The 17802-nt window shown below is 65.0% G+C and carries 16 protein-coding genes and 1 pseudogene; 9 read left to right on the top strand and 8 right to left on the bottom strand.

Features of this window, described 5'->3' with window-relative positions; all coding sequences use genetic code 11:
• The first annotated feature begins 71 nt into the window (after window positions 1-71).
• Window positions 72-1301, top strand: coding sequence for a 5-aminolevulinate synthase (gene hemA, locus MOV74_RS06300; protein WP_246919077.1), 1230 nt, complete (start codon window positions 72-74; stop codon window positions 1299-1301).
• A gap of 196 nt (window positions 1302-1497) precedes the next feature.
• The gene (locus MOV74_RS06295; RefSeq protein ID WP_246919060.1) at window positions 1498-5007 is read left to right on the top strand and encodes a PAS domain-containing hybrid sensor histidine kinase/response regulator; all 3510 of its coding nucleotides are present in this window, start codon (window positions 1498-1500) and stop codon (window positions 5005-5007) included.
• 33 nt (window positions 5008-5040) lie between these two features.
• On the opposite strand, the gene MOV74_RS06290 is transcribed toward MOV74_RS06295, so the two are convergent.
• The 3 genes from MOV74_RS06290 to MOV74_RS06280 all read right to left on the bottom strand — a co-directional run bounded on the left by MOV74_RS06290 (window position 5041) and on the right by MOV74_RS06280 (window position 7144).
• Window positions 5041-5589 (bottom strand): cytochrome P460 family protein, encoded by a 549-nt coding sequence (locus MOV74_RS06290; RefSeq protein WP_246919059.1) that lies wholly within the window; start codon window positions 5587-5589, stop codon window positions 5041-5043.
• Window positions 5590-5660: 71 nt separating this feature from the next.
• Window positions 5661-6689 carry an alpha/beta fold hydrolase gene (locus tag MOV74_RS06285; RefSeq protein WP_246919058.1) on the bottom strand — a complete coding sequence of 343 codons (1029 nt, stop codon included), beginning with the start codon at window positions 6687-6689 and terminating at the stop codon, window positions 5661-5663.
• 35 nt (window positions 6690-6724) lie between these two features.
• A complete protein-coding gene (locus tag MOV74_RS06280; protein ID WP_246919057.1) occupies window positions 6725-7144 on the bottom strand; it encodes an organic hydroperoxide resistance protein in 420 nt (139 codons plus the stop codon).
• A gap of 195 nt (window positions 7145-7339) precedes the next feature.
• Between MOV74_RS06280 and MOV74_RS06275 the strand changes: the two genes are divergently transcribed.
• Window positions 7340-10180 carry a tetratricopeptide repeat protein gene (locus MOV74_RS06275; RefSeq protein ID WP_246919056.1) on the top strand — a complete coding sequence of 947 codons (2841 nt, stop codon included), beginning with the start codon at window positions 7340-7342 and terminating at the stop codon, window positions 10178-10180.
• Window positions 10181-10360: 180 nt separating this feature from the next.
• Here MOV74_RS06275 and MOV74_RS06270 read toward each other — a convergent pair whose 3' ends face one another.
• A complete protein-coding gene (locus MOV74_RS06270; protein WP_246919055.1) occupies window positions 10361-11032 on the bottom strand; it encodes a response regulator transcription factor in 672 nt (223 codons plus the stop codon).
• A gap of 339 nt (window positions 11033-11371) precedes the next feature.
• Between MOV74_RS06270 and MOV74_RS06265 the strand changes: the two genes are divergently transcribed.
• Window positions 11372-12997: an MFS transporter gene (locus MOV74_RS06265; protein ID WP_246919054.1), complete on the top strand. Its 1626-nt coding sequence runs from the start codon at window positions 11372-11374 to the stop codon at window positions 12995-12997.
• A gap of 125 nt (window positions 12998-13122) precedes the next feature.
• On the opposite strand, the gene MOV74_RS06260 is transcribed toward MOV74_RS06265, so the two are convergent.
• The 3 genes from MOV74_RS06260 to MOV74_RS06250 form a co-directional block, all read right to left on the bottom strand.
• Entirely contained in the window at window positions 13123-13596 is a 474-nt protein-coding gene (locus tag MOV74_RS06260; RefSeq protein WP_246919053.1) for a secondary thiamine-phosphate synthase enzyme YjbQ, read from the bottom strand.
• Window positions 13597-13751: 155 nt separating this feature from the next.
• A complete protein-coding gene (locus tag MOV74_RS06255) occupies window positions 13752-14273 on the bottom strand; it encodes a hypothetical protein (RefSeq protein ID WP_246919052.1) in 522 nt (173 codons plus the stop codon).
• Between the two features lie 41 nt (window positions 14274-14314).
• Window positions 14315-14557, bottom strand: coding sequence for a hypothetical protein (locus MOV74_RS06250; protein WP_246919051.1), 243 nt, complete (start codon window positions 14555-14557; stop codon window positions 14315-14317).
• A gap of 75 nt (window positions 14558-14632) precedes the next feature.
• Here MOV74_RS06250 and MOV74_RS06245 point away from each other — a divergent pair, with 75 nt between their 5' ends.
• The 5 genes from MOV74_RS06245 (at window position 14633) to MOV74_RS06225 (ending at window position 17275) form a co-directional block, all read left to right on the top strand.
• Window positions 14633-15007, top strand: coding sequence for an AtpZ/AtpI family protein (locus MOV74_RS06245; RefSeq protein WP_246919050.1), 375 nt, complete (start codon window positions 14633-14635; stop codon window positions 15005-15007).
• 110 nt (window positions 15008-15117) lie between these two features.
• The gene (locus MOV74_RS06240; protein WP_246919049.1) at window positions 15118-15867 is read left to right on the top strand and encodes a F0F1 ATP synthase subunit A; all 750 of its coding nucleotides are present in this window, start codon (window positions 15118-15120) and stop codon (window positions 15865-15867) included.
• A gap of 53 nt (window positions 15868-15920) precedes the next feature.
• On the top strand, window positions 15921-16151 hold the full coding sequence (locus tag MOV74_RS06235) for a F0F1 ATP synthase subunit C (RefSeq protein WP_007599451.1): 231 nt from the start codon (window positions 15921-15923) through the stop codon (window positions 16149-16151).
• 66 nt (window positions 16152-16217) lie between these two features.
• On the top strand, window positions 16218-16784 hold the full coding sequence (locus MOV74_RS06230) for a F0F1 ATP synthase subunit B' (protein ID WP_246919048.1): 567 nt from the start codon (window positions 16218-16220) through the stop codon (window positions 16782-16784).
• A 5-nt stretch (window positions 16785-16789) separates the two neighbouring features.
• Window positions 16790-17275, top strand: a complete 486-nt coding sequence (locus MOV74_RS06225) for an ATP F0F1 synthase subunit B (RefSeq protein WP_246919047.1) — start codon at window positions 16790-16792, stop codon at window positions 17273-17275.
• A 224-nt stretch (window positions 17276-17499) separates the two neighbouring features.
• Here MOV74_RS06225 and MOV74_RS06220 read toward each other — a convergent pair.
• Window positions 17500-17802: pseudogene (locus tag MOV74_RS06220) on the bottom strand (hypothetical protein); the annotation flags it as partial.

The following is a 17802-nucleotide window of genomic DNA, read 5'->3' as shown; positions in this document are numbered from 1 at the left end:
TGGACATTGGAGCTGGAAAAGCTCTAAAAATGAGCGGCCGCCGTGGCCGGGTTCCGTTGCAGGTTTTGCCGATGGATTACAACCAGTTCTTCGATTCCGCCCTCGATCGTCTCCACGCCGAGCGGCGCTACCGCGTGTTCGCGGACCTCGAGCGGACGGCCGGCAGATTCCCGCACGCGGTCTGGCACTCGCCCAAGGGCAAGCGCGACGTCGTGATCTGGTGCTCCAACGATTATCTCGGCATGGGCCAGCACCCGAAGGTGGTCGGCGCCATGGTCGAGACCGCAACGCGCGTCGGCACCGGTGCCGGCGGCACCCGCAACATCGCCGGCACGCATCATCCGCTGGTCCAGCTCGAGGCCGAGCTTGCCGATCTCCACGGCAAGGAAGCCGCGCTGCTGTTCACCTCGGGCTATGTCTCGAACCAGACCGGCATCCCGACCATCGCAAAGCTCATTCCGAACTGTCTCATTCTCTCGGACGAGCTCAACCACAATTCGATGATCGAGGGCATCCGCCAGTCGGGCTGCGAGCGGGTCGTGTTTCGCCACAACGATCTTGCGCATCTCGAGGCGCTGCTGAAGGCGGCCGACCCGAACCGTCCGAAGCTGATCGTCTGCGAGAGCCTCTATTCCATGGACGGCGACGTCGCCCCGCTCGCCAAGATCTGCGATCTCGCCGAGAAGTACAAAGCGATGACCTATGTCGACGAGGTCCACGCCGTCGGCATGTACGGTCCGCGCGGCGGCGGCATCGCCGAGCGTGACGGCGTCATGCATCGCATCGACATTCTGGAAGGCACGCTGGCGAAAGCGTTCGGCTGCCTCGGCGGCTACATCGCCGCCAACGGCCAGATCATCGATGCCGTGCGCTCCTATGCACCGGGCTTCATCTTCACGACCGCGCTGCCGCCGGCGATCTGCTCGGCTGCGACCGCCGCGATCAAGCATCTGAAGACCTCGAACTGGGAGCGCGAGCGCCACCAGGACCGTGCCGCCCGCGTCAAGGCGATCCTCAACGCCGCCGGCCTGCCTGTCATGTCGAGCGACACCCACATCGTGCCGCTGTTCGTCGGCGATCCCGAGAAGTGCAAGCAGGCGTCCGACCTCCTGCTCGAAGAGCACGGCGTCTACATCCAGCCGATCAACTATCCGACGGTCGCCAAGGGCAGCGAACGGCTGCGCATCACGCCCTCGCCCTATCACGACGACGGCCTGATCGATCAGCTCGCCGAAGCCCTGCTGCAGGTGTGGGACCGCCTCGGCCTGCCGCTGCGCGAGAAGTCGCTGGCGGCGGAGTAGGCTTTCCTTACCCTCCCCTGAGGGGGCCTGGAGGGGGGAGGGCAAGTGCCAACGCCGCTCGCCCCGAGCTTAACGACAACCCCAGTTCCCGCCCTCGGCCGGCATTTCGCTGTCGCCTCCACCCCTCCAACGCGCTAGATTTACAGGGAAAATGAGCTTGGGCGCCGGTCAGCGCCCTGGGAGAAGCGCGCTCGCCATGCTGCACGATTGGGGCGTGATCGCCGCCGCCTTCGGCTATATCGGCTTCCTGTTCCTGGTGGCGAGCCATGGCGACCGCCGCTCGCCGGCCGGACGCGGCCGTGCCTCCGGCTGGATCTATCCGCTGTCGCTGGCGATCTACTGCACCTCCTGGACCTTCTTCGGCTCGGTCGGCTTCGCCACCCGCACCTCGACCGACTTCCTCGCCATCTATGTCGGCCCGATCCTGATGATCGGGCTCGGCGCGGGCGTCTTGCGTCGCGTGATCCAGCTGGCGAAAGCCCACAACATCACCTCGATCGCTGATTTCATCGGCGCGCGCTACGGCAAGAGCCAGGCGGTGGCGGCGACCGTCGCGCTGATCGCGATCATCGGCTCGGTGCCCTACATCGCGCTCCAGCTCAAGGCGGTCGCCTCCTCGCTCGCAACGATCCTGAGCGAGGACCAGGCCTTCTCCCACATCCCGATCATCGGCGACATGGCGCTGATGGTGACGCTGGCGATGGCCGCCTTCGCGGTGCTGTTCGGCACGCGGCAGACCGACGCCACCGAGCACCAGCACGGCCTCATGCTGGCGGTCGCGACCGAATCCATCATCAAGCTGGTTGCCTTCCTCGCCGCCGGCATCTTCGTCACCTTCTGGATGTTCTCGCCGCAGGAACTGATCGAGCGCGCCATGAAGACGCCGGAGGCGGTGCGCACCATCAACTATTCGCCGTCAATCGGCAACTTCCTCACGATGACGCTGCTGTCACTGTGCGCGATCATGCTGCTGCCGCGCCAGTTCCACGTCAGTGTGGTGGAGAACTCCAGCGATGCCGAAGTCGGCCGCGCACGCTGGCTGTTCCCGCTCTACCTCATCGCCATCAACCTGTTCGTCATCCCGATCGCGCTCGCCGGCCTCGTCAGCTTCCCGTTCGGCGCGGCCGACCCTGACATGTACGTGCTGGCGTTGCCGATGGAGGGAGGTGCGGATCTGCTCAGCGTCGCCATCTTCGTCGGCGGCCTGTCGGCGGCAACCGCGATGGTGATCGTCGAATGCGTCGCGCTCTCCATCATGGTCTCGAACGACCTCGTGGTGCCCCTGGTGCTGCAACGACGGCCTGAGGGGCGCACCGGCGGCGCCGATTTCAGCGACTTCCTGCTGCGCTCGCGGCGGCTCGCGATCTTCGCCATCATGGTGATGGCCTATTTCTACTACCGCGCGCTCGGCAATACCCAGCTTGTGGCGATCGGCCTGCTCTCCTTTGCCGCCATCGCCCAGCTCGCGCCGAGCTTCTTCGGCGGGCTGCTGTGGCGGCGCGCGACCGCGCGCGGCGCGATCGGCGGCATGCTGATCGGCTTCGCGGTGTGGCTCTACACGCTGTTCATACCGAGCTTCATGGACACCTCGACCACGGGAATCCTGCTGCTCCAGCATGGACCGTTCGGCATCGAGGCGTTGCGGCCGCAGGCGCTGTTCGGCGCCGATCTGCCGCCGCTGATGCACGGCGTCATCTGGTCGCTGTCGCTCAACATCCTGACCTATGTGCTGCTGTCGCTGGCGCGAAGGCCCTCGTCCATCGAGCTGTTGCAGGCCGATCTGTTCGTGCCCAACACGCTCGCGCCGATCTCCCCGGGTTTCCGCCGCTGGCGCACCACCGTCACCGTGCAGGACATCCAGACCACAGTCGCGCAATATCTCGGACCCGACCGCGCCCGGCATTCCTTCGAGGCCTTCTCGGCGCGGCGCAATGTCCGGCTGGAATCCGGAGCCCCCGCTGATTTCGAGCTGTTGCAGCACGCCGAGCACCTGATCGCTTCCTCGATCGGCGCGGCGTCCTCCCGCCTCGTGATGTCGCTGCTGCTGCGCAAGCGCACGGTCTCGGCCAAAGCCGCGCTCAAGCTGCTCGACGACTCCCACGCGGCCCTGCATTTCAACCGCGAGATCCTCCAGACCGCGCTCAACCACGTGCGCCAGGGCATCGCCGTGCTCGATGCCGACCTGCAACTGATCTGCTCCAACCGGCAGTTCGGCGATCTCCTCAACGTTCCCCCGCACATCGTCCAATTCGGCACGCCCCTGCGCGAGATCCTGGAGTTCATGGGCGTGAGCGATCCGGACCATCAGGCCGACCGTGAGGCGATGATCGAGCAGCGCCTCGCGGCCTACACCACCGACAGCGAGCCCTATCTCGAGCGCCTGCCGGAACGCCACATGGTGATCGAGGTGCTGACCAACCGCATGCCCGGCGGAGGCTTCGTCATCACCTTCACCGACGTGACGCCAACATTCGAAGCCGCGGAAGCACTGGAGCGCGCCAACGCGACGCTGGAAAAGCGCGTGCGCGACCGCACCGAGGAGTTGACGCGGCTGAACTCCGAGCTGGCCCTGGCCAAGAGCACGGCGGAAGACGCCAGCATCTCCAAGACCCGCTTCCTCGCCGCCGCCAGCCACGACATCCTGCAGCCGCTGAACGCGGCGCGGCTCTATGTCACGAGCCTGGTCGAGCGTCAGCACAGCGGCGAGGAGACGCGGCTGGTCGAGAACATCGACGAATCGCTGCAGGCGATCGAAGAGATCCTCGGTGCGCTGCTCGACATCTCCCGCCTCGACGCCGGCGCGATGACGACCTCGATCTCGAGCTTCAAGATGGCCGATCTGATGCGCTCGCTGGAGATCGAGTTCGCGCCGATCGCGCGCGCCAAGGGCCTTGAGCTCGCTTTCGTGCCCTGCTCGCTGCCGGTCGAATCGGATCGGCTGCTGCTGCGGCGCCTGCTCCAGAACCTGATCTCGAACGCGATCAAATACACCCCGCGCGGCCGCGTGCTGGTCGGCTGCCGCCGCCAGGGCCCTTCGCTCAAGATCTGCGTCTACGACACCGGCGTCGGCATCCCGCCAGTCAAGCGCGGCGAGATCTTCAAGGAATTCCATCGCCTGGAGCAGGGCGCGCGGATCGCCCGCGGGCTCGGGCTCGGTCTCTCGATTGTCGAACGCCTCGCGCGGGTGCTCAAGCACGGCATCGCCATCGACGGCAATAAGGGCGGCGGCTCGGTGTTCTCCGTGACGGTGCCGACCGCCAAGGCGATCACCCACACCGCCGCCGTGACCAGTGCGACCCCGCTGGCGCGCACGCCGATCTCGGGCGCGCTGATCGTCTGCATCGAGAACGACGCGGCGATCCTGGACGGCATGCGCACGCTGCTGAAGGCGTGGGACGCCGAGGTGATCGCGGTCGCCGATCCGGAAGGCGCGATCGCCGCAATCGAAACAGCCGGAAGGCGCGTCACCGGCCTCTTGGTCGACTATCATCTCGACCGCGGCAACGGCATCGCCGCGATCCGCGACATTCGCCGCCGCTTCGGCGATACCATCCCCGCGATCCTGATCACGGCCGACCGCAGCCCCGCCGTGCAGGTCGCCGCGCGCGACGAGAAGGTCGCGGTGCTGAACAAGCCGGTCAAGCCGGCTTCGCTCCGCGCACTCCTTGGCCAGTGGCGCACGCAGCAGATGGTCGCGGCGGAGTGAAGCAGCCTTCCTGACGAAAGCCAGCCGACCCCCTTAAGGCGCCAGTCGCGTGAAGACGTAGTCTCGGCTCTTCGCCCGTGCTTCATGGCACGCAAAGCAGGTGCGATGCTGAGCTTCGTCGACCGGCTTACCGTCGACGAAGCGGCCAAAGCCCCAGCCGCCGGTCGCGGCGTATTTCCTGGAGTCCTTGACCATCACCTGAACCGTGGTGGCGGCGCCGGGAATCGTCGCGGACGCAAACTCCAGCGACTGTTTCCGCTTCCAGGCGCGCTTGACCAGAATGGTGCCGTCCGGGAACGGGAGCTTGCCGGCTTGATACGCCTCGATTGCGGTCTGGTTGCCGATGACGGCACGAAGCTCGTCGAGCGGCGCCGCCTCTTCAGCCGGCGCGATCAGTTCCCACTGCTTGTAGCCCGGCGGAATGGTGACGCCGAAGATCGGCGAGGCGTCGGCCGTCGCGGGGCCCTGTGCGAGAGCGATGGTGACGAGATACGGCACGCAGCTCAGGAGAACGACGAGGAGAATCAGCGCGACGACGGTGGAGACGGAGAATTTCTTCGTTTCAGGTTCGGTTGACGTCATGAGTTTCTTCAAACTGGGATCAGAGGGCGAGCCTCGGTCCAGCCTGGCTGGACCGAGGCCATGACAGATCGTCAAGCGCCGTCGGCGTCGATGACGGCCTTGGCGAAGGCTTGCGGCGCTTCCTGCGGCAAATTGTGGCCGATGCCGCCGGTGATCAGGCGAAACTCGTATCGGCCTGAAAACTTCTTGGCATAAGCGCTGGGGTCGGGGTGCGGCGCGCCGTTGGCGTCGCCTTCCATCGTGATCGTCGGCACGTTGATGACGGGAGCCGCCGCGAGCTTCTTTTCGAGATGCTCGTATTTCGCCTCCCCTTGGGCGAGCCCGAGCCGCCAGCGGTAGTTGTGGATCGTGATCGCGACATGATCCTTGTTGTCCAGCGCCGCCGCGCTGCGGGCGAAGGTGGCGTCGTCGAACTTCCACTGCGGCGAGGCGAGCTTCCAGATCAGCTTGGCGAAATCATGCGTGTACTTCTCGTATCCGGCCCGGCCGCGCTCGGTCGCGAAGTAGAACTGATACCACCATTGCAGCTCGGCCGACGGCGGCAGCGGCGTATTGCCTGCGGCCTGGCTGGAGATCAGATAGCCGCTGACCGACACCAGCGCGCGGCAGCGATCCGGCCACAGCGCGGCGATGATGTCGGCCGTGCGCGCGCCCCAATCGAAGCCGGCGATAACAGCCTTCTTGATATCGAGCTTGTCCATCAGCGCGATGATGTCGGCGGCCATCGCGGCAGGCTCGCCGTTGCGCGGTGTCTCACTGGTGAGGAAGTGCGTCGAGCCGTAGCCGCGCAAGTGCGGGATGATCACGCGATAACCGGCTTTTGCCAGGATTGGCGCGACCTCGACAAAGGCGTGAATGTCGTAAGGCCAGCCGTGCAGCAGGATCGCCACGGGACCGTTCGAAGGACCTGCCTCGGCATAGCCGACATTGAGGACGCCGGCATCGATCTGCTTGATCGCGCCGAAGGACGTGGTCGATGCCTGGGATCGCGACGCTTCCGTTTCGGCGCGCGCGAGGTCGATCACGCCGAGACCGACGGCGACGGTTCCGGCGGCGACGCCGAAGAACTTGCGACGATGCTGGTCGATGATCTGCGTCATGGTGGTGCTACCCTTTGATGATTGGTGATGGTGCGTCAGATCAGTGCGACCGTGACGTCGATGTTGCCGCGAACGGCCTTGGAATAGGGACACGTCTGATGCGCATCATCGATGATGCCGCGCGCGATGTCGGGGTCGAGGCCTGGCAGGATGACATTGAGGCGTGCCCGGAGCGAGTAGGCGCCCTCGTCGAGCACGAGATCGATCTCCGCATCAACAGCGCATTTCCTGGGAAGCTCGATGCCGCGCTTGCGGGCCGCGATCTCCATTGCGCCTTCGAAGCAGGCCGACCAGCCCGCCGCGAACAATTGCTCGGGATTGGTGCCGATGCCTGTGCCGCCCGGCGGCGACAGCTTGACGTCCAGGCGACCGTCCGAGCTGCGCGATATGCCGTCGTGCCGCCCGCCGCTGGTGTGGGTCTTGGCCGTGTAGAGTATCTTTGCCGCCTGCGTCATCAGGATCTCCTCGTCGTCACGCCGTTGACTAGCAGCGGTCGCGGCAGGACACCCGTTTGGACTTGTGAGAAATTGTGAGGCCACCTTACGCACCTCGCGAGGCCTGCATGCGCGGTCTGACGCCGATGCAGGGACGGCCTTGCGGGATCGCGATCATCTGGCTATCGGGTCCTGTCGAAGGGACCAAGTTTCGCCATGACTGAGCCGGCCGGCACCGCGACGGGAACCTTGTCGTTCGGGCCATTTTCCGTGACGCCGCACGAAAGGCTCGTGATGCGCGACGGCGTCGCGTTGCCGCTCGGCGCGAAAGCCTTCGACACGCTGATTGCGCTGATGTCGCGGCCGAACGAAGTCGTCAGCAAATGGGACCTGATGGCGCTGGTGTGGCCCGGCATCACCGTCGAAGAGGCCAATCTGCGCTTTCATGTCGCAGCACTTCGCAAGGCGCTCGGCGACGGCAAGGATGGCGCCCGCTACATCACGACGCTCTCCGGCCGCGGCTATTGCTTCGTGGCGCCGATTTCGCGAACGGACATTGCGGCGGCACAGCGCCCCGCGCCGCGGCTGGAATTGCCGCCTGTGAAGCTGCCGAACCGGCTGCAGCGGATGGTCGGGCGCGACGATGCGATCGCCGCCGTCTCCGACAAGCTCGTCACCTCGCGCTTTGTCACGATTGTCGGCCCCGGCGGCGTCGGCAAAACCGCGGTCGCTGTGGCGATCGCGCACGACCTGCTCGAAACGTTCTCCGATGCCGCGCACTTCGTGGACCTTGCCGCGCTCAGCGATCCCGATCTCGTGATCACCTCGATCCTGCTGATGCTTGGTCTGCCGGCCCAGACCGATGATCCCCTGCCCGCTCTGCTCGCGCATCTCCGCGACAAGCGGATGCTGCTGATCCTCGACAATTGCGAGCATGTCATCGCGACCGCTGCACCGCTGGCGGCAGACATCTTCCAAGCGGCGCCGCATGTCCATATCCTCGCGACCAGCCGCGAAGCCCTGCGCGTCGAGGGCGAGCAAGTCTATCGATTGGCTCCACTCGCCGTTCCGCCCGACGGCTCCTCGCTGACGATCGCCGCAGCCCAGACCTATCCCGCGCTTCAATTGTTCCTCGAACGTGCCACGGCCAGCGGCGCGCAGATCACGCTCGATGACGCCAACGCCACGATCATCGCGAGCATCTGCCGCAAGCTCGACGGCATGGCGCTGGCGATCGAGCTCGCCGCCGGCCGGGTCGAAGCCTACGGCCTGGAGCAGACGGCCGCGCTGCTCGACGAACGCCTCAACCTGCTCTGGCAAGGCCAGCGAACGGCGCCACCCCGGCAGAAGACATTGCAGGCCACGCTCGACTGGAGCTACGGTCTGTTGTCGGAACTCGAACGCCTCGTGCTGCGCAGGCTTGCGGTCTTCGCCGGGCATTTCACCATCGATGCAGCGCTCGAGGTCGTGCCGGACGAACGCGTCGACCACACCCACCTGTTCGACGCCGTCGACAGTCTCGTTGCCAAATCTATGGTCGCGCCGCGACCGATCGGCGCCATGATGCGCTACCGTCTGCTCGACACGACGCGCGCCTATCTACTCGAGATCGAGCCCAGGGACGCGGCTCTCGCCGTCCGCCACGCGACTTATTACCGGCGATGGCTGGAACAGGCCGGCTTGACATGGGCCACGGTGCCGAGCGCGGACGAACGGGCGGCTCACTTCTCCGCGCTTCACAATGTGCGCGCCGCGCTCGACTGGTGCTTCGGCTCGGACGGCGATCTCGGCATTGGCATTGCGCTCACCGCCGCCGCGGCGCCGATTTTCCTGGCGATGTCCCTGTTGATCGAATGCCGGCGATGGTCGGAACGAGCGCTGCGGGCGATTGCCCCCTCCTCGCGCGGCAGCGCCGAGGAAATGCACATCCAGGCCGCCCTCGGACTGACCTTGATGTTCACCCGCGGCGGTAGCGACGCGGCGCGTGGCGCCTTGAGCAGGAGCCTTGCGATCGCCGAAGCGCGTGGCGACGAGATCAACGAGCTCCAGCTGCTCGGCCGGATGCATATCTTTCACGAGCGGATGGGAGAGTTCGACGCCGCGCTTGGCTACGCGCAGCAGAGCCTCGCGGTCGCGAGGTCGCTGGGCGACCCCGCCTCGATCGCCCTCGCCCATTCGCTCCTCGGCGTCTCACTGCATCTGGCCGGCGATCATCGCGACGCGCTGAAGATGCTGGAGGTCGCCTGGCAGGGACCCGGCACGGAACGAATCAGCACCGTGCATGGCTTCGATCATCGCAACCGGGCCGGCATCACGCTGGCCCGCGAGCTCTGGTTGCAGGGCCGGCCCGCAGAGGCGCTGCAACTGGCGCAGCAGACGGTCACCGAGGCCGCGCAGATGGATCACCCGATCACCCTCTGCATCGCGTTGATCTGGGCGGTCTCGATCGACCTCTGGAGCGGAGACCTCGACGGCGCGGACGCGAACATCGACCGCTTCATCGCACATGCCAATTCGCGCTCGATGGGGCCTTATCTCGCCGTCGGCCGAGGCGTCAAAGGCGAGCTGGCGATCCGGCGCGGCGATGCCGCCGGTGGCGTCGAGACGATCAGGACGTGCCTGCGCGAGCTCCACGATGCCGGCTACGAGCTGCTCACCACGACATTCAACATCGCGCTGGTTCAGGGTTTGCTAGCGCTCGGGCAGATCGAGCAGAGCGCAGAACTGATCAACGATGCGACCCGCCTGGTCGCGCAGGGCGGCGATCATCTTTATATGCCCGAGCTGCTGCGGATGAAGGGCCAGGTGCTGTTGTCTCTCCCGCAGCCCAGGGCCGAGCAGGCAGAAACCTGTTTTGTGCAGTCCCTGGAATTGAGCCGTCGCCAAGGCGCAAAAGCCTGGGAGCTGCGGGCCGCAATCGATCTCGCCGAGCTGCTTGCCGTGCGAGGCCGGCGAGTGGAAGCGAAGCGATTGCTGCAATTGTCCCTCGAGGGTTTTGCCAAGGACTCCGAAACGGCGGATATCAGGGCGGCCAGCGCGCTTCTGACGACGCTGTAAGCGGCGCTATTAGACCGTATCAATCTCCGTCATCCTGAGGTGCGAGTGGCGCGATGCGAAAGCATCGCAACGGGAGCCTCGAAGGATGGACGGCCGAGGTGTCAGCCGGGCCGTTCATCCTTCGAGGCTCGCCGAAGAGGCGAGCACCTCAGGATGACGGGTTGGATAACCTCACGCGGCTCACCCCGTCGGCGTGCCCTGCTTCCACTGACCCCCGGCGATCTTGGCCGCCGCGATCACTGCCTGGGTGCGGCTCTCGACACCGAGCTTTTGCAGGATCGCCGAGACATGTGCCTTGATGGTGGCCTCGGAGACCCCGAGCTCATAGGCGATCTGCTTGTTGAGGAGCCCCTCCGACAGCATCATGAGGACCCGGACCTGCTGCGGCGTCAGCGTCACCAGGCGGTCGCGCAGGCGCGTCATGTCGGGATCGGCCGCAGCCGAGAGGTCGGTGTCGGCGGGAACCCAGACATCGCCTTCCATCACCTTGAGGATGGCGTCACGCAAGGTCTCGACGCCGAAACGCTTCGGAATGAAACCGGAGGCGCCGAAATCGAGCGAGCGGCGGATCGTGGCGCTGTCGTCGGAAGCCGAAACGATCACCACCGGGATCGCCGGATATTGCGCGCGCAGATAGATCAGGCCGGAGAAGCCTGAGATCCCGGGCATCGAGAGGTCGAGCAGGATCAAGTCGACGTCCGAGTTCTGTTCCAGGAGCTTGGTCAGATCCTCGAACGATCCGGCCTCGTCGATTCGGGCCGAGGTCAGGACGCCGGCCACCGCCTGTCGCAGCGCGTCGCGGAAAAGCGGATGGTCATCGGCGATGACGAGATGGGTCGAGGGAGCGTTCATCGTTCTCTTGCTGTCGTTCGTGGGTCGGCGGACAGATCCCGGGTTTGTCCAATTCTTCCCTGAGCGGCCGTGGCATGCAAGTGCACATTATCCCTTTGCTGCAATGGGGTTAATCCGGACGCCGCCGTGCCTGCAGGCCGGCGCCCGATACCGGACGTCAGCTGCACGTCAGTGCGCAAGGCCGAAAGTCGTATTGGGGCGGGTTTCACGCCGATGTTACCTTGCGGGCAAGACCTGGGTTGATCCGGCATGTCCGGACGTCTGGGGCGCGAGGAAACGCAGTTCGGGGAGCGACTCAACATGTCGACAATGGCCGTATCTCAAGCAGGCGCGGGAGGGATGACGAAGGACGAACGTTTCGTCATTGTCGCCTCCTCGCTCGGTACCGTCTTCGAGTGGTACGATTTCTACCTCTATGGTTCACTGGCCGGCATCATCGGCGCCCAGTTCTTCTCGGCCTATCCGCCGGCAACCCGCGACATCTTCGCGCTGCTCGCGTTCGCAGCCGGCTTCCTGGTGCGTCCGTTCGGCGCGATCGTGTTCGGCCGCGTCGGCGACATCGTCGGCCGCAAATACACCTTCCTCGTCACCATCCTGATCATGGGTCTGTCGACCTTCATCGTCGGCCTGCTGCCGAACGCGGCGACCATCGGCATCGCGGCTCCGATCATCCTGATCGCGCTGCGCCTCGCCCAGGGCCTGGCGCTTGGCGGTGAGTACGGCGGCGCGGCGACCTATGTCGCGGAGCATGCTCCGAACGGCAAGCGCGGCTACTACACCTCCTTCATTCAGACCACGGCGACTCTCGGCCTGTTCCTGTCGCTGCTGGTGATCCTGTTCACCCGTTCCGCCCTCGGCGAGGCCGACTTCGCGGCATGGGGCTGGCGCATTCCGTTCCTGGTCTCGGTGCTGCTGCTCGGCATCTCGGTCTGGATCCGGCTTCGCCTCAATGAATCCCCGATCTTCCAGAAGATGAAGGACGAGGGAAAGAGCTCGAAGGCGCCGCTGACCGAAGCCTTCGGCAACTGGCAGAACGGCAAGCTCGTGCTGCTCGCGCTGCTCGGCGGCGTGATGGGCCAGGGCGTTGTCTGGTACACCGGCCAGTTCTACGCGCTGTTCTTCCTGCAATCGATCCTGAAGGTCGACGGTTACACCGCCAACCTGCTGATCGCCTGGTCGCTGCTGCTCGGCACCGGCTTCTTCATCGTGTTCGGCATGCTCTCCGACAGGATTGGCCGCAAGCCGATCATCCTCGGCGGCTGCCTGATTGCGGCGCTGACCTTCTTCCCGATCTTCAAGATGATCACCACCAACGCCAACCCGGCGCTGGAAAAGGCCATCGAGTCGGTCAAGGTCGACGTGGTGGCCGATCCCGCGGGCTGCGGCGACCTGTTCAACCCGGTCGGCACCCGCGTCTTCACCGCACCGTGCGACACCGCGCGCGCCTACCTGTCGCAATCATCGGTCAAGTACTCGACCACGCCAGGTGCGGCCGGTTCGGGCGTGAAGGTGATGGTCAACGGCAAGGAGGTTGCCTACACCAACGCCAAGGATAGCAACCCTGCCGTCCTTGCGGCAGTGCAGGCAGCTGGCTATCCGAAGGCGGGCGACGCCGGGATCGTGAAGATGGCGCATCCGTTCGACATCTTCCGCCCGCAGGTGGCGGCGATCGTCGGCCTGCTGTTCATCCTGGTGCTGTTCGTCACCATGGTGTACGGCCCGATCGCGGCGATGCTGGTCGAACTGTTCCCGACCCGCATCCGCTACACCTCGATGTCGCTGCCCTACCACATCGGCAACGGATGGTTCGGCGGCCTGTTGCCGGCGACCGCCTTCGCCATCGTGGCCTCGACCGGCGACATCTATGCCGGCCTCTGGTACCCGATCATCTTCGCCTCGATTACCGTCGTGATCGGCTTCTTCTTCCTGCCCGAGACCAAGGACGTCGACATCAAGGCGACCTGATCGAAAGCACCGATCTCAACCAGCACGAACCGGCCGCGGCTTCCCGCGGCCGGTTTTTTTATGGGAGCTTTTGTTTTGACGCGTTTTCGTGACGCGAACCGGCGCCCACTTCGCTCGAAAACGCTCTATTGATTGCTGCCGACGAATTGCAGCACCACCTCGCGCCGGTGCGGGCGCTTGCGGTGCTCGATCAGATAGATCGCCTGCCAGGTGCCGAGTGCGAGCCTGCCGTTCAGGACCGGGACCTGAAGCGAGGCTCCGGTCAACATCGTCTTGACATGGGCCGGCATGTCGTCCGGTCCTTCGGTGTCGTGGGTCCACCCGGCATTCTCCGGCGCGAGCCGGGACAGCGCCGTCGTGAGGTCGACGAGCACGGAAGGATCGGCGTTCTCCTGAATCGTCAGCGAGGCCGAGGTATGGCGGATGAACAGCGTCAACGCGCCCTCGCGCGCGTGCGCCTCGGCGACGAATTTTGCGGCTTCGCTGGTGAGATCAGTGAAGCCGCGGCCCGACGTCTGCACGGTCAGCAATGACGAAGCGATCGTGGTGGCTTGCACGGACGATGCTGCCGAGCGCGTGACGGATTTGGCTGATGTCATGAAAGGTCTCTCAATTCAGAAAACCGCCTAGCCGTAGGGGGGGCAAAGGCGCAAAGCGCCGTGCCCACGTCTTCTTTCATGGTTTTAGAGACATGGTGGGCACGGCGTAAGAACGCCTTTGCCCACCCTACGCACCTCAGCGCATGGAGGGACCGTCAAATCCTCCCCGACACGTCCTTCTGGACGCGGTTGGCCATGTCGATCAGCCGCCGCCAGGCCTTTTCCAGAAACGACATCACGCGATCAACGTCCTGATCGCTCGGCAGCGGGATCTCGATCTTGCGCTCGCCCTCGGCACCCTTGGGCTCGGCTTTCTTCAACGGGTCGGATTTCGGCAGCGCCTCGTCGATCTTGCCCGACACCGTCGGGCCCGCCGCGAGCTGCCCCTTCAGCCTCTCGACCTCGGCCTGGAGCCTGCCGATCTCGGCGTCGAGCGCGGTCCGTTCGTCGGGCACCGCGTAGCAGGCCCAGCCGACGCCGTTCTTGGTGCAGGTCGATACCGTGCCGGTGCGCGTGTCGAGCCGCAGCACGCCTTCGGGGATCGGCGTCATGCTGTAGCGACCGTTTTCGCTGTCGGGCGCCGATTGCGCGGCAACGAGACCGCCGCTGATGGCCATCACCGCGGCAAATGCCGCCGCCGCAAGCCAGGGTGTTGTGGACGACGTCGCTGGTCTCATCGCACTCTCCGCCACGACGCGCAGGTGGCACATCTGCAATTCTACACCCCGGCGAGGCCATCCGCCGCCAAAAATACTCGCCCTAAATCAACGATCCCGGCGGCCCGTTTGATCCCGGCAGCGCGGCGAAAGGGCGGCCGCATTCGCCGATCATGAGGCGAGCTGCTGCGGTGCGGCGTCACGCTGTGTGCAGCGCTGCCGTGCGCGCCAATATCATCAAATAAATCAGTCACATAACCGAAAGCGACGCAATCGTGACTTGGCTTGACTTGATTATGGGCCATCAGTATGGTCCGCGCGGCTTTTGAGGGTGGCGCGCGTAATTTCCATTCAGCCGCGGCGTTTCGGGTCTTCGTTGCATGACACAGGGCACGGGACACGGCGAGAATGGAGATCGCGATAAATCGTCCGAGGAAGCTGCGCTTTCCGAACGGCTCGGAAATCTTGATCAGCGGTTGTCCGAATTTCGCGACCGACGGATCAAGACCGAGCAACCCGCAGGTGACGGTGAAGACAGAGCGGCCAGAGCCTCGGCGATGGCGCTTGGTTTCCGGTTATCCTCGGAGTTGATCGCCGGCGTCGTTGTCGGAGCGGGGATTGGCTGGGGATTCGACCGCTTGCTGTCGACGTCGCCTTTCGGGTTTATCGTGTTCCTGTTGCTAGGCTTCGTCGCCGGCGTGGTGAATGTGGTGAGAACGGCGGGCGCGGGTCAAAACAGGCGCGGTGGTTCGTAAGCTGTCCCACCAAGAGAGGAATGATCGTGCCGGCTTCGCCGGTACGGGCCGGCCCGGCCGGCAGACCGAGACCCGCCGGCATCGCCCGGCAGACAAGAGATGCCGCGCTGATGAAAATCGACCCGATCCACCAGTTCAACATCGAGCCTCTCTTCACCCTGGGCCATATCGGCAATCACACGATCGCCTTCACCAACTCGTCGCTCTACATGCTGGTGACGATCGCGATCATCTCGCTCCTGATGCTCGCCAGCGGCACGCAGCTGGTTCCCGGGCGCCTGCAGTCGGTTGCCGAGATCTCCTACGAATTCGTGGCCTCGACCATCCGTTCGACGGCCGGCGCGGAAGGCATGAAGTTCTTCCCGCTGATCTTCTCGCTGTTCATGTTCATCTGCGTTTCGAACCTGGTCGGCATCATCCCCTACACCTTCACGATCTCGAGCCATCTGATCGTGACCGCAGCGCTGGCGCTGCTGGTGTTCTTCACGGTCCTGATCTACGGCGTCGCCAAGAACGGCCTGAAGTTCTTCTCGATCTTCGTGCCCCACGGCGTCCCCGGCTACATCCTGCCCCTGGTCATGTTCATCGAGATCCTGTCGTTCTTCCTGCGGCCGGTCTCCCACAGCGTCCGTCTGTTCGCCAACATGCTGGCCGGCCACATCGCGCTGAAGGTGTTCGCGGGCTTCGTCGCCATGCTCGGCTTCTCGCTCGGGGCGCTGGGCTGGGTCGGCGGCGTGCTGCCGCTGGCTCTCACGGTCGCGCTGTACGCGCTCGAGATTCTGGTCGCGTTCCTGCAAGCCTATGTGTTTGCGATCCTGACCTGCATCTACCTCAACGACGCCATTCATCCGGGACACTGAGCGGTCCGGGGAATTTCCACCCACAACCCAATCTTTCTTCCAAGGAGTCTAAAATGGATCCGGCAGCAGCAAAACTTATCGGCGCGGGCATCGCATGCATCGGCATGGGCGGCGCGGGCGTCGGCGTCGGCGTGATCTTCGGCAACTACCTCGCCGCAGCCGTTCGCAACCCCTCGGCCGCTCAGGGCCAGTTCGGCAACCTGATCTTCGGCTTCGCCGTGACCGAAGCGCTCGGCATTTTCTCGCTGCTGATCGCGCTGCTGCTGCTGTTCGTTCCGCTCTGAGGACGACGTTTTTCGCGCCGTTCCATCCCGATGGGACGGCGCGTGTGACAGCAACAGGAGAACTCCGTGGCTGAAAGTCATGGCGGCGCAAAAGGTCCGGCGGCGGGCGCTCACACCGAGGCTGACGGTGGTCACCACGGTGGCGGGTTTCCGCCGTTCGAGAGCAGCAATTACGCTTCACAGCTGGTGTCGCTCGCGATCTTCTTCGTCCTGCTTTACGTAATCGTGTCCAAGCTCGCTCTCCCGAAGGTCGGCGGTGCGATCGAGGCGCGTCAGAACAAGATCGAGGGTGACCTCGCCGAAGCGCAGTCGCTGAAGGACCAGTCCGACGCGGCGCTGAAGGCCTATGAAACCGAGCTCGCTTCGGCGCGCACGCGGGCACAGGCGATCGGCAACGAATCCCGCGACAAGGCGAATGCGCAGGCGGAAGCCGAGCGCAAGACGCTGGAAGAACAACTGGCGGCCAAGCTCGCCGGGGCGGAGAAGACCATCGCCTCGACCCGCGCCACCGCCATGAGCAACGTCCGCGGCATCGCGGCCGATGCGGCAGGTCAGATCGTGCAGCAGCTCACCGGCATCGTTCCGGATGCGGCCTCGGTCGGTGCTGCCGTTGACGCGTCCTTGAAGGGTTAGTCGAGATGTTCTTCGATCCTGAAACCTGGGTCGCCATCGCCTTCGTGATCCTGATGGTCGTGTTCGGCTATCTCGGGGTCTTCAAGTCGGCGATGACTGCGCTCGACCATCGAGCCGCCCGCATCAAGGCCGAGCTCGACGACGCAACGCGCCTCAAGCAGGAAGCGGCCAAGGTGCTCGCCGACTACAAGGCACGCAGTGCCACCGCCGAGCGCGAAGCTGCCGACATCATCGCCAATGCCAAGGCCGAAGCCGAGCGCATCGCAGCCGACGCCAAGGCGAAGATGGAAGACTTCGTCGTCCGCCGGACCAAGACCGCGGAGGGCAAGATCGCGCTCGCCGAGGCCCAGGCGGTGGCCGATGTCCGCGCCGCAGCCGCGGAAGCCGCCGTCCAGGCCGCCTCCACGATCCTGTCGCAGTCGGTCAAGGGCTCGGTCGCCGACGATCTGCTCGCCAAGGGCATCACCGAAGTCAGGCAGAAGCTGAACTGAAGGTTTGGCCTTCACCAATCAAAAAAGCCGGCGCGATGAGCGCCGGCTTTTTTGTTTGTCTGAAAGACTCTCGTGTCCCGGACGCGGCGCGGCATGAAATGACGCGACCCAGAGCCGGGACCCATGCAGCCGCAATTTCCGGACCCCGGCTCTGCGTCGCACCGCACCGGACGATGCTTCGCATCGCCGGGGGCGCTGCGCCGCGTCCGGGGCACGAGACCTCTTTACTTCTTCTTCCGCCCCTTCGGTTCGGGCGAGAGCGCCTGCGGGTCGAAGCCGACATAGAAGATGTAGGAATCTGCGGTCGCGGCTGACGGCACCGGATAGGTCATATCCTCGACGACGAAGGTGAAGGGCACGCTGCCGCCCTCGGTCATATCGACCGTGGTCCGGTAGGCCTTCGAGGCAATCACCTTCTCGCCAACGCCGCCCTGCACGACGGCGATGCGCAGGGGCACCTCGACGGAGGCAGGCGCTCCGGCGGGACCGGCGATGACGCGGCCCTGGATGCCGATCCGCGCCGTGAT

The sequence above is a fragment of the Bradyrhizobium sp. SHOUNA76 genome (assembly GCF_023006445.1).
In the GTDB taxonomy this organism is placed as follows: domain Bacteria; phylum Pseudomonadota; class Alphaproteobacteria; order Rhizobiales; family Xanthobacteraceae; genus Bradyrhizobium.
Note: the sequence above shows the minus strand (reverse complement) of the source record. Positions and strands in the feature narration are given on the sequence as shown.

Coding starts and splice junctions, on each gene's coding strand:
- MOV74_RS06240 (WP_246919049.1), top strand. CDS start 15,118: ATGAAAATCGACCCGATCCACCAGTTCAACATCGAGCCTCTCTTCACC.
- MOV74_RS06285 (WP_246919058.1), bottom strand. CDS start 6,689: ATGACGCAGATCATCGACCAGCATCGTCGCAAGTTCTTCGGCGTCGCC.
- MOV74_RS06270 (WP_246919055.1), bottom strand. CDS start 11,032: ATGAACGCTCCCTCGACCCATCTCGTCATCGCCGATGACCATCCGCTT.
- MOV74_RS06260 (WP_246919053.1), bottom strand. CDS start 13,596: ATGACATCAGCCAAATCCGTCACGCGCTCGGCAGCATCGTCCGTGCAA.
- MOV74_RS06250 (WP_246919051.1), bottom strand. CDS start 14,557: ATGGCCCATAATCAAGTCAAGCCAAGTCACGATTGCGTCGCTTTCGGT.
- MOV74_RS06295 (WP_246919060.1), top strand. CDS start 1,498: ATGCTGCACGATTGGGGCGTGATCGCCGCCGCCTTCGGCTATATCGGC.
- MOV74_RS06245 (WP_246919050.1), top strand. CDS start 14,633: ATGACACAGGGCACGGGACACGGCGAGAATGGAGATCGCGATAAATCG.
- MOV74_RS06275 (WP_246919056.1), top strand. CDS start 7,340: ATGACTGAGCCGGCCGGCACCGCGACGGGAACCTTGTCGTTCGGGCCA.
- MOV74_RS06255 (WP_246919052.1), bottom strand. CDS start 14,273: ATGAGACCAGCGACGTCGTCCACAACACCCTGGCTTGCGGCGGCGGCA.
- MOV74_RS06280 (WP_246919057.1), bottom strand. CDS start 7,144: ATGACGCAGGCGGCAAAGATACTCTACACGGCCAAGACCCACACCAGC.
- MOV74_RS06290 (WP_246919059.1), bottom strand. CDS start 5,589: ATGACGTCAACCGAACCTGAAACGAAGAAATTCTCCGTCTCCACCGTC.
- MOV74_RS06265 (WP_246919054.1), top strand. CDS start 11,372: ATGACGAAGGACGAACGTTTCGTCATTGTCGCCTCCTCGCTCGGTACC.
- hemA (WP_246919077.1), top strand. CDS start 72: ATGGATTACAACCAGTTCTTCGATTCCGCCCTCGATCGTCTCCACGCC.
- MOV74_RS06225 (WP_246919047.1), top strand. CDS start 16,790: ATGTTCTTCGATCCTGAAACCTGGGTCGCCATCGCCTTCGTGATCCTG.
- MOV74_RS06235 (WP_007599451.1), top strand. CDS start 15,921: ATGGATCCGGCAGCAGCAAAACTTATCGGCGCGGGCATCGCATGCATC.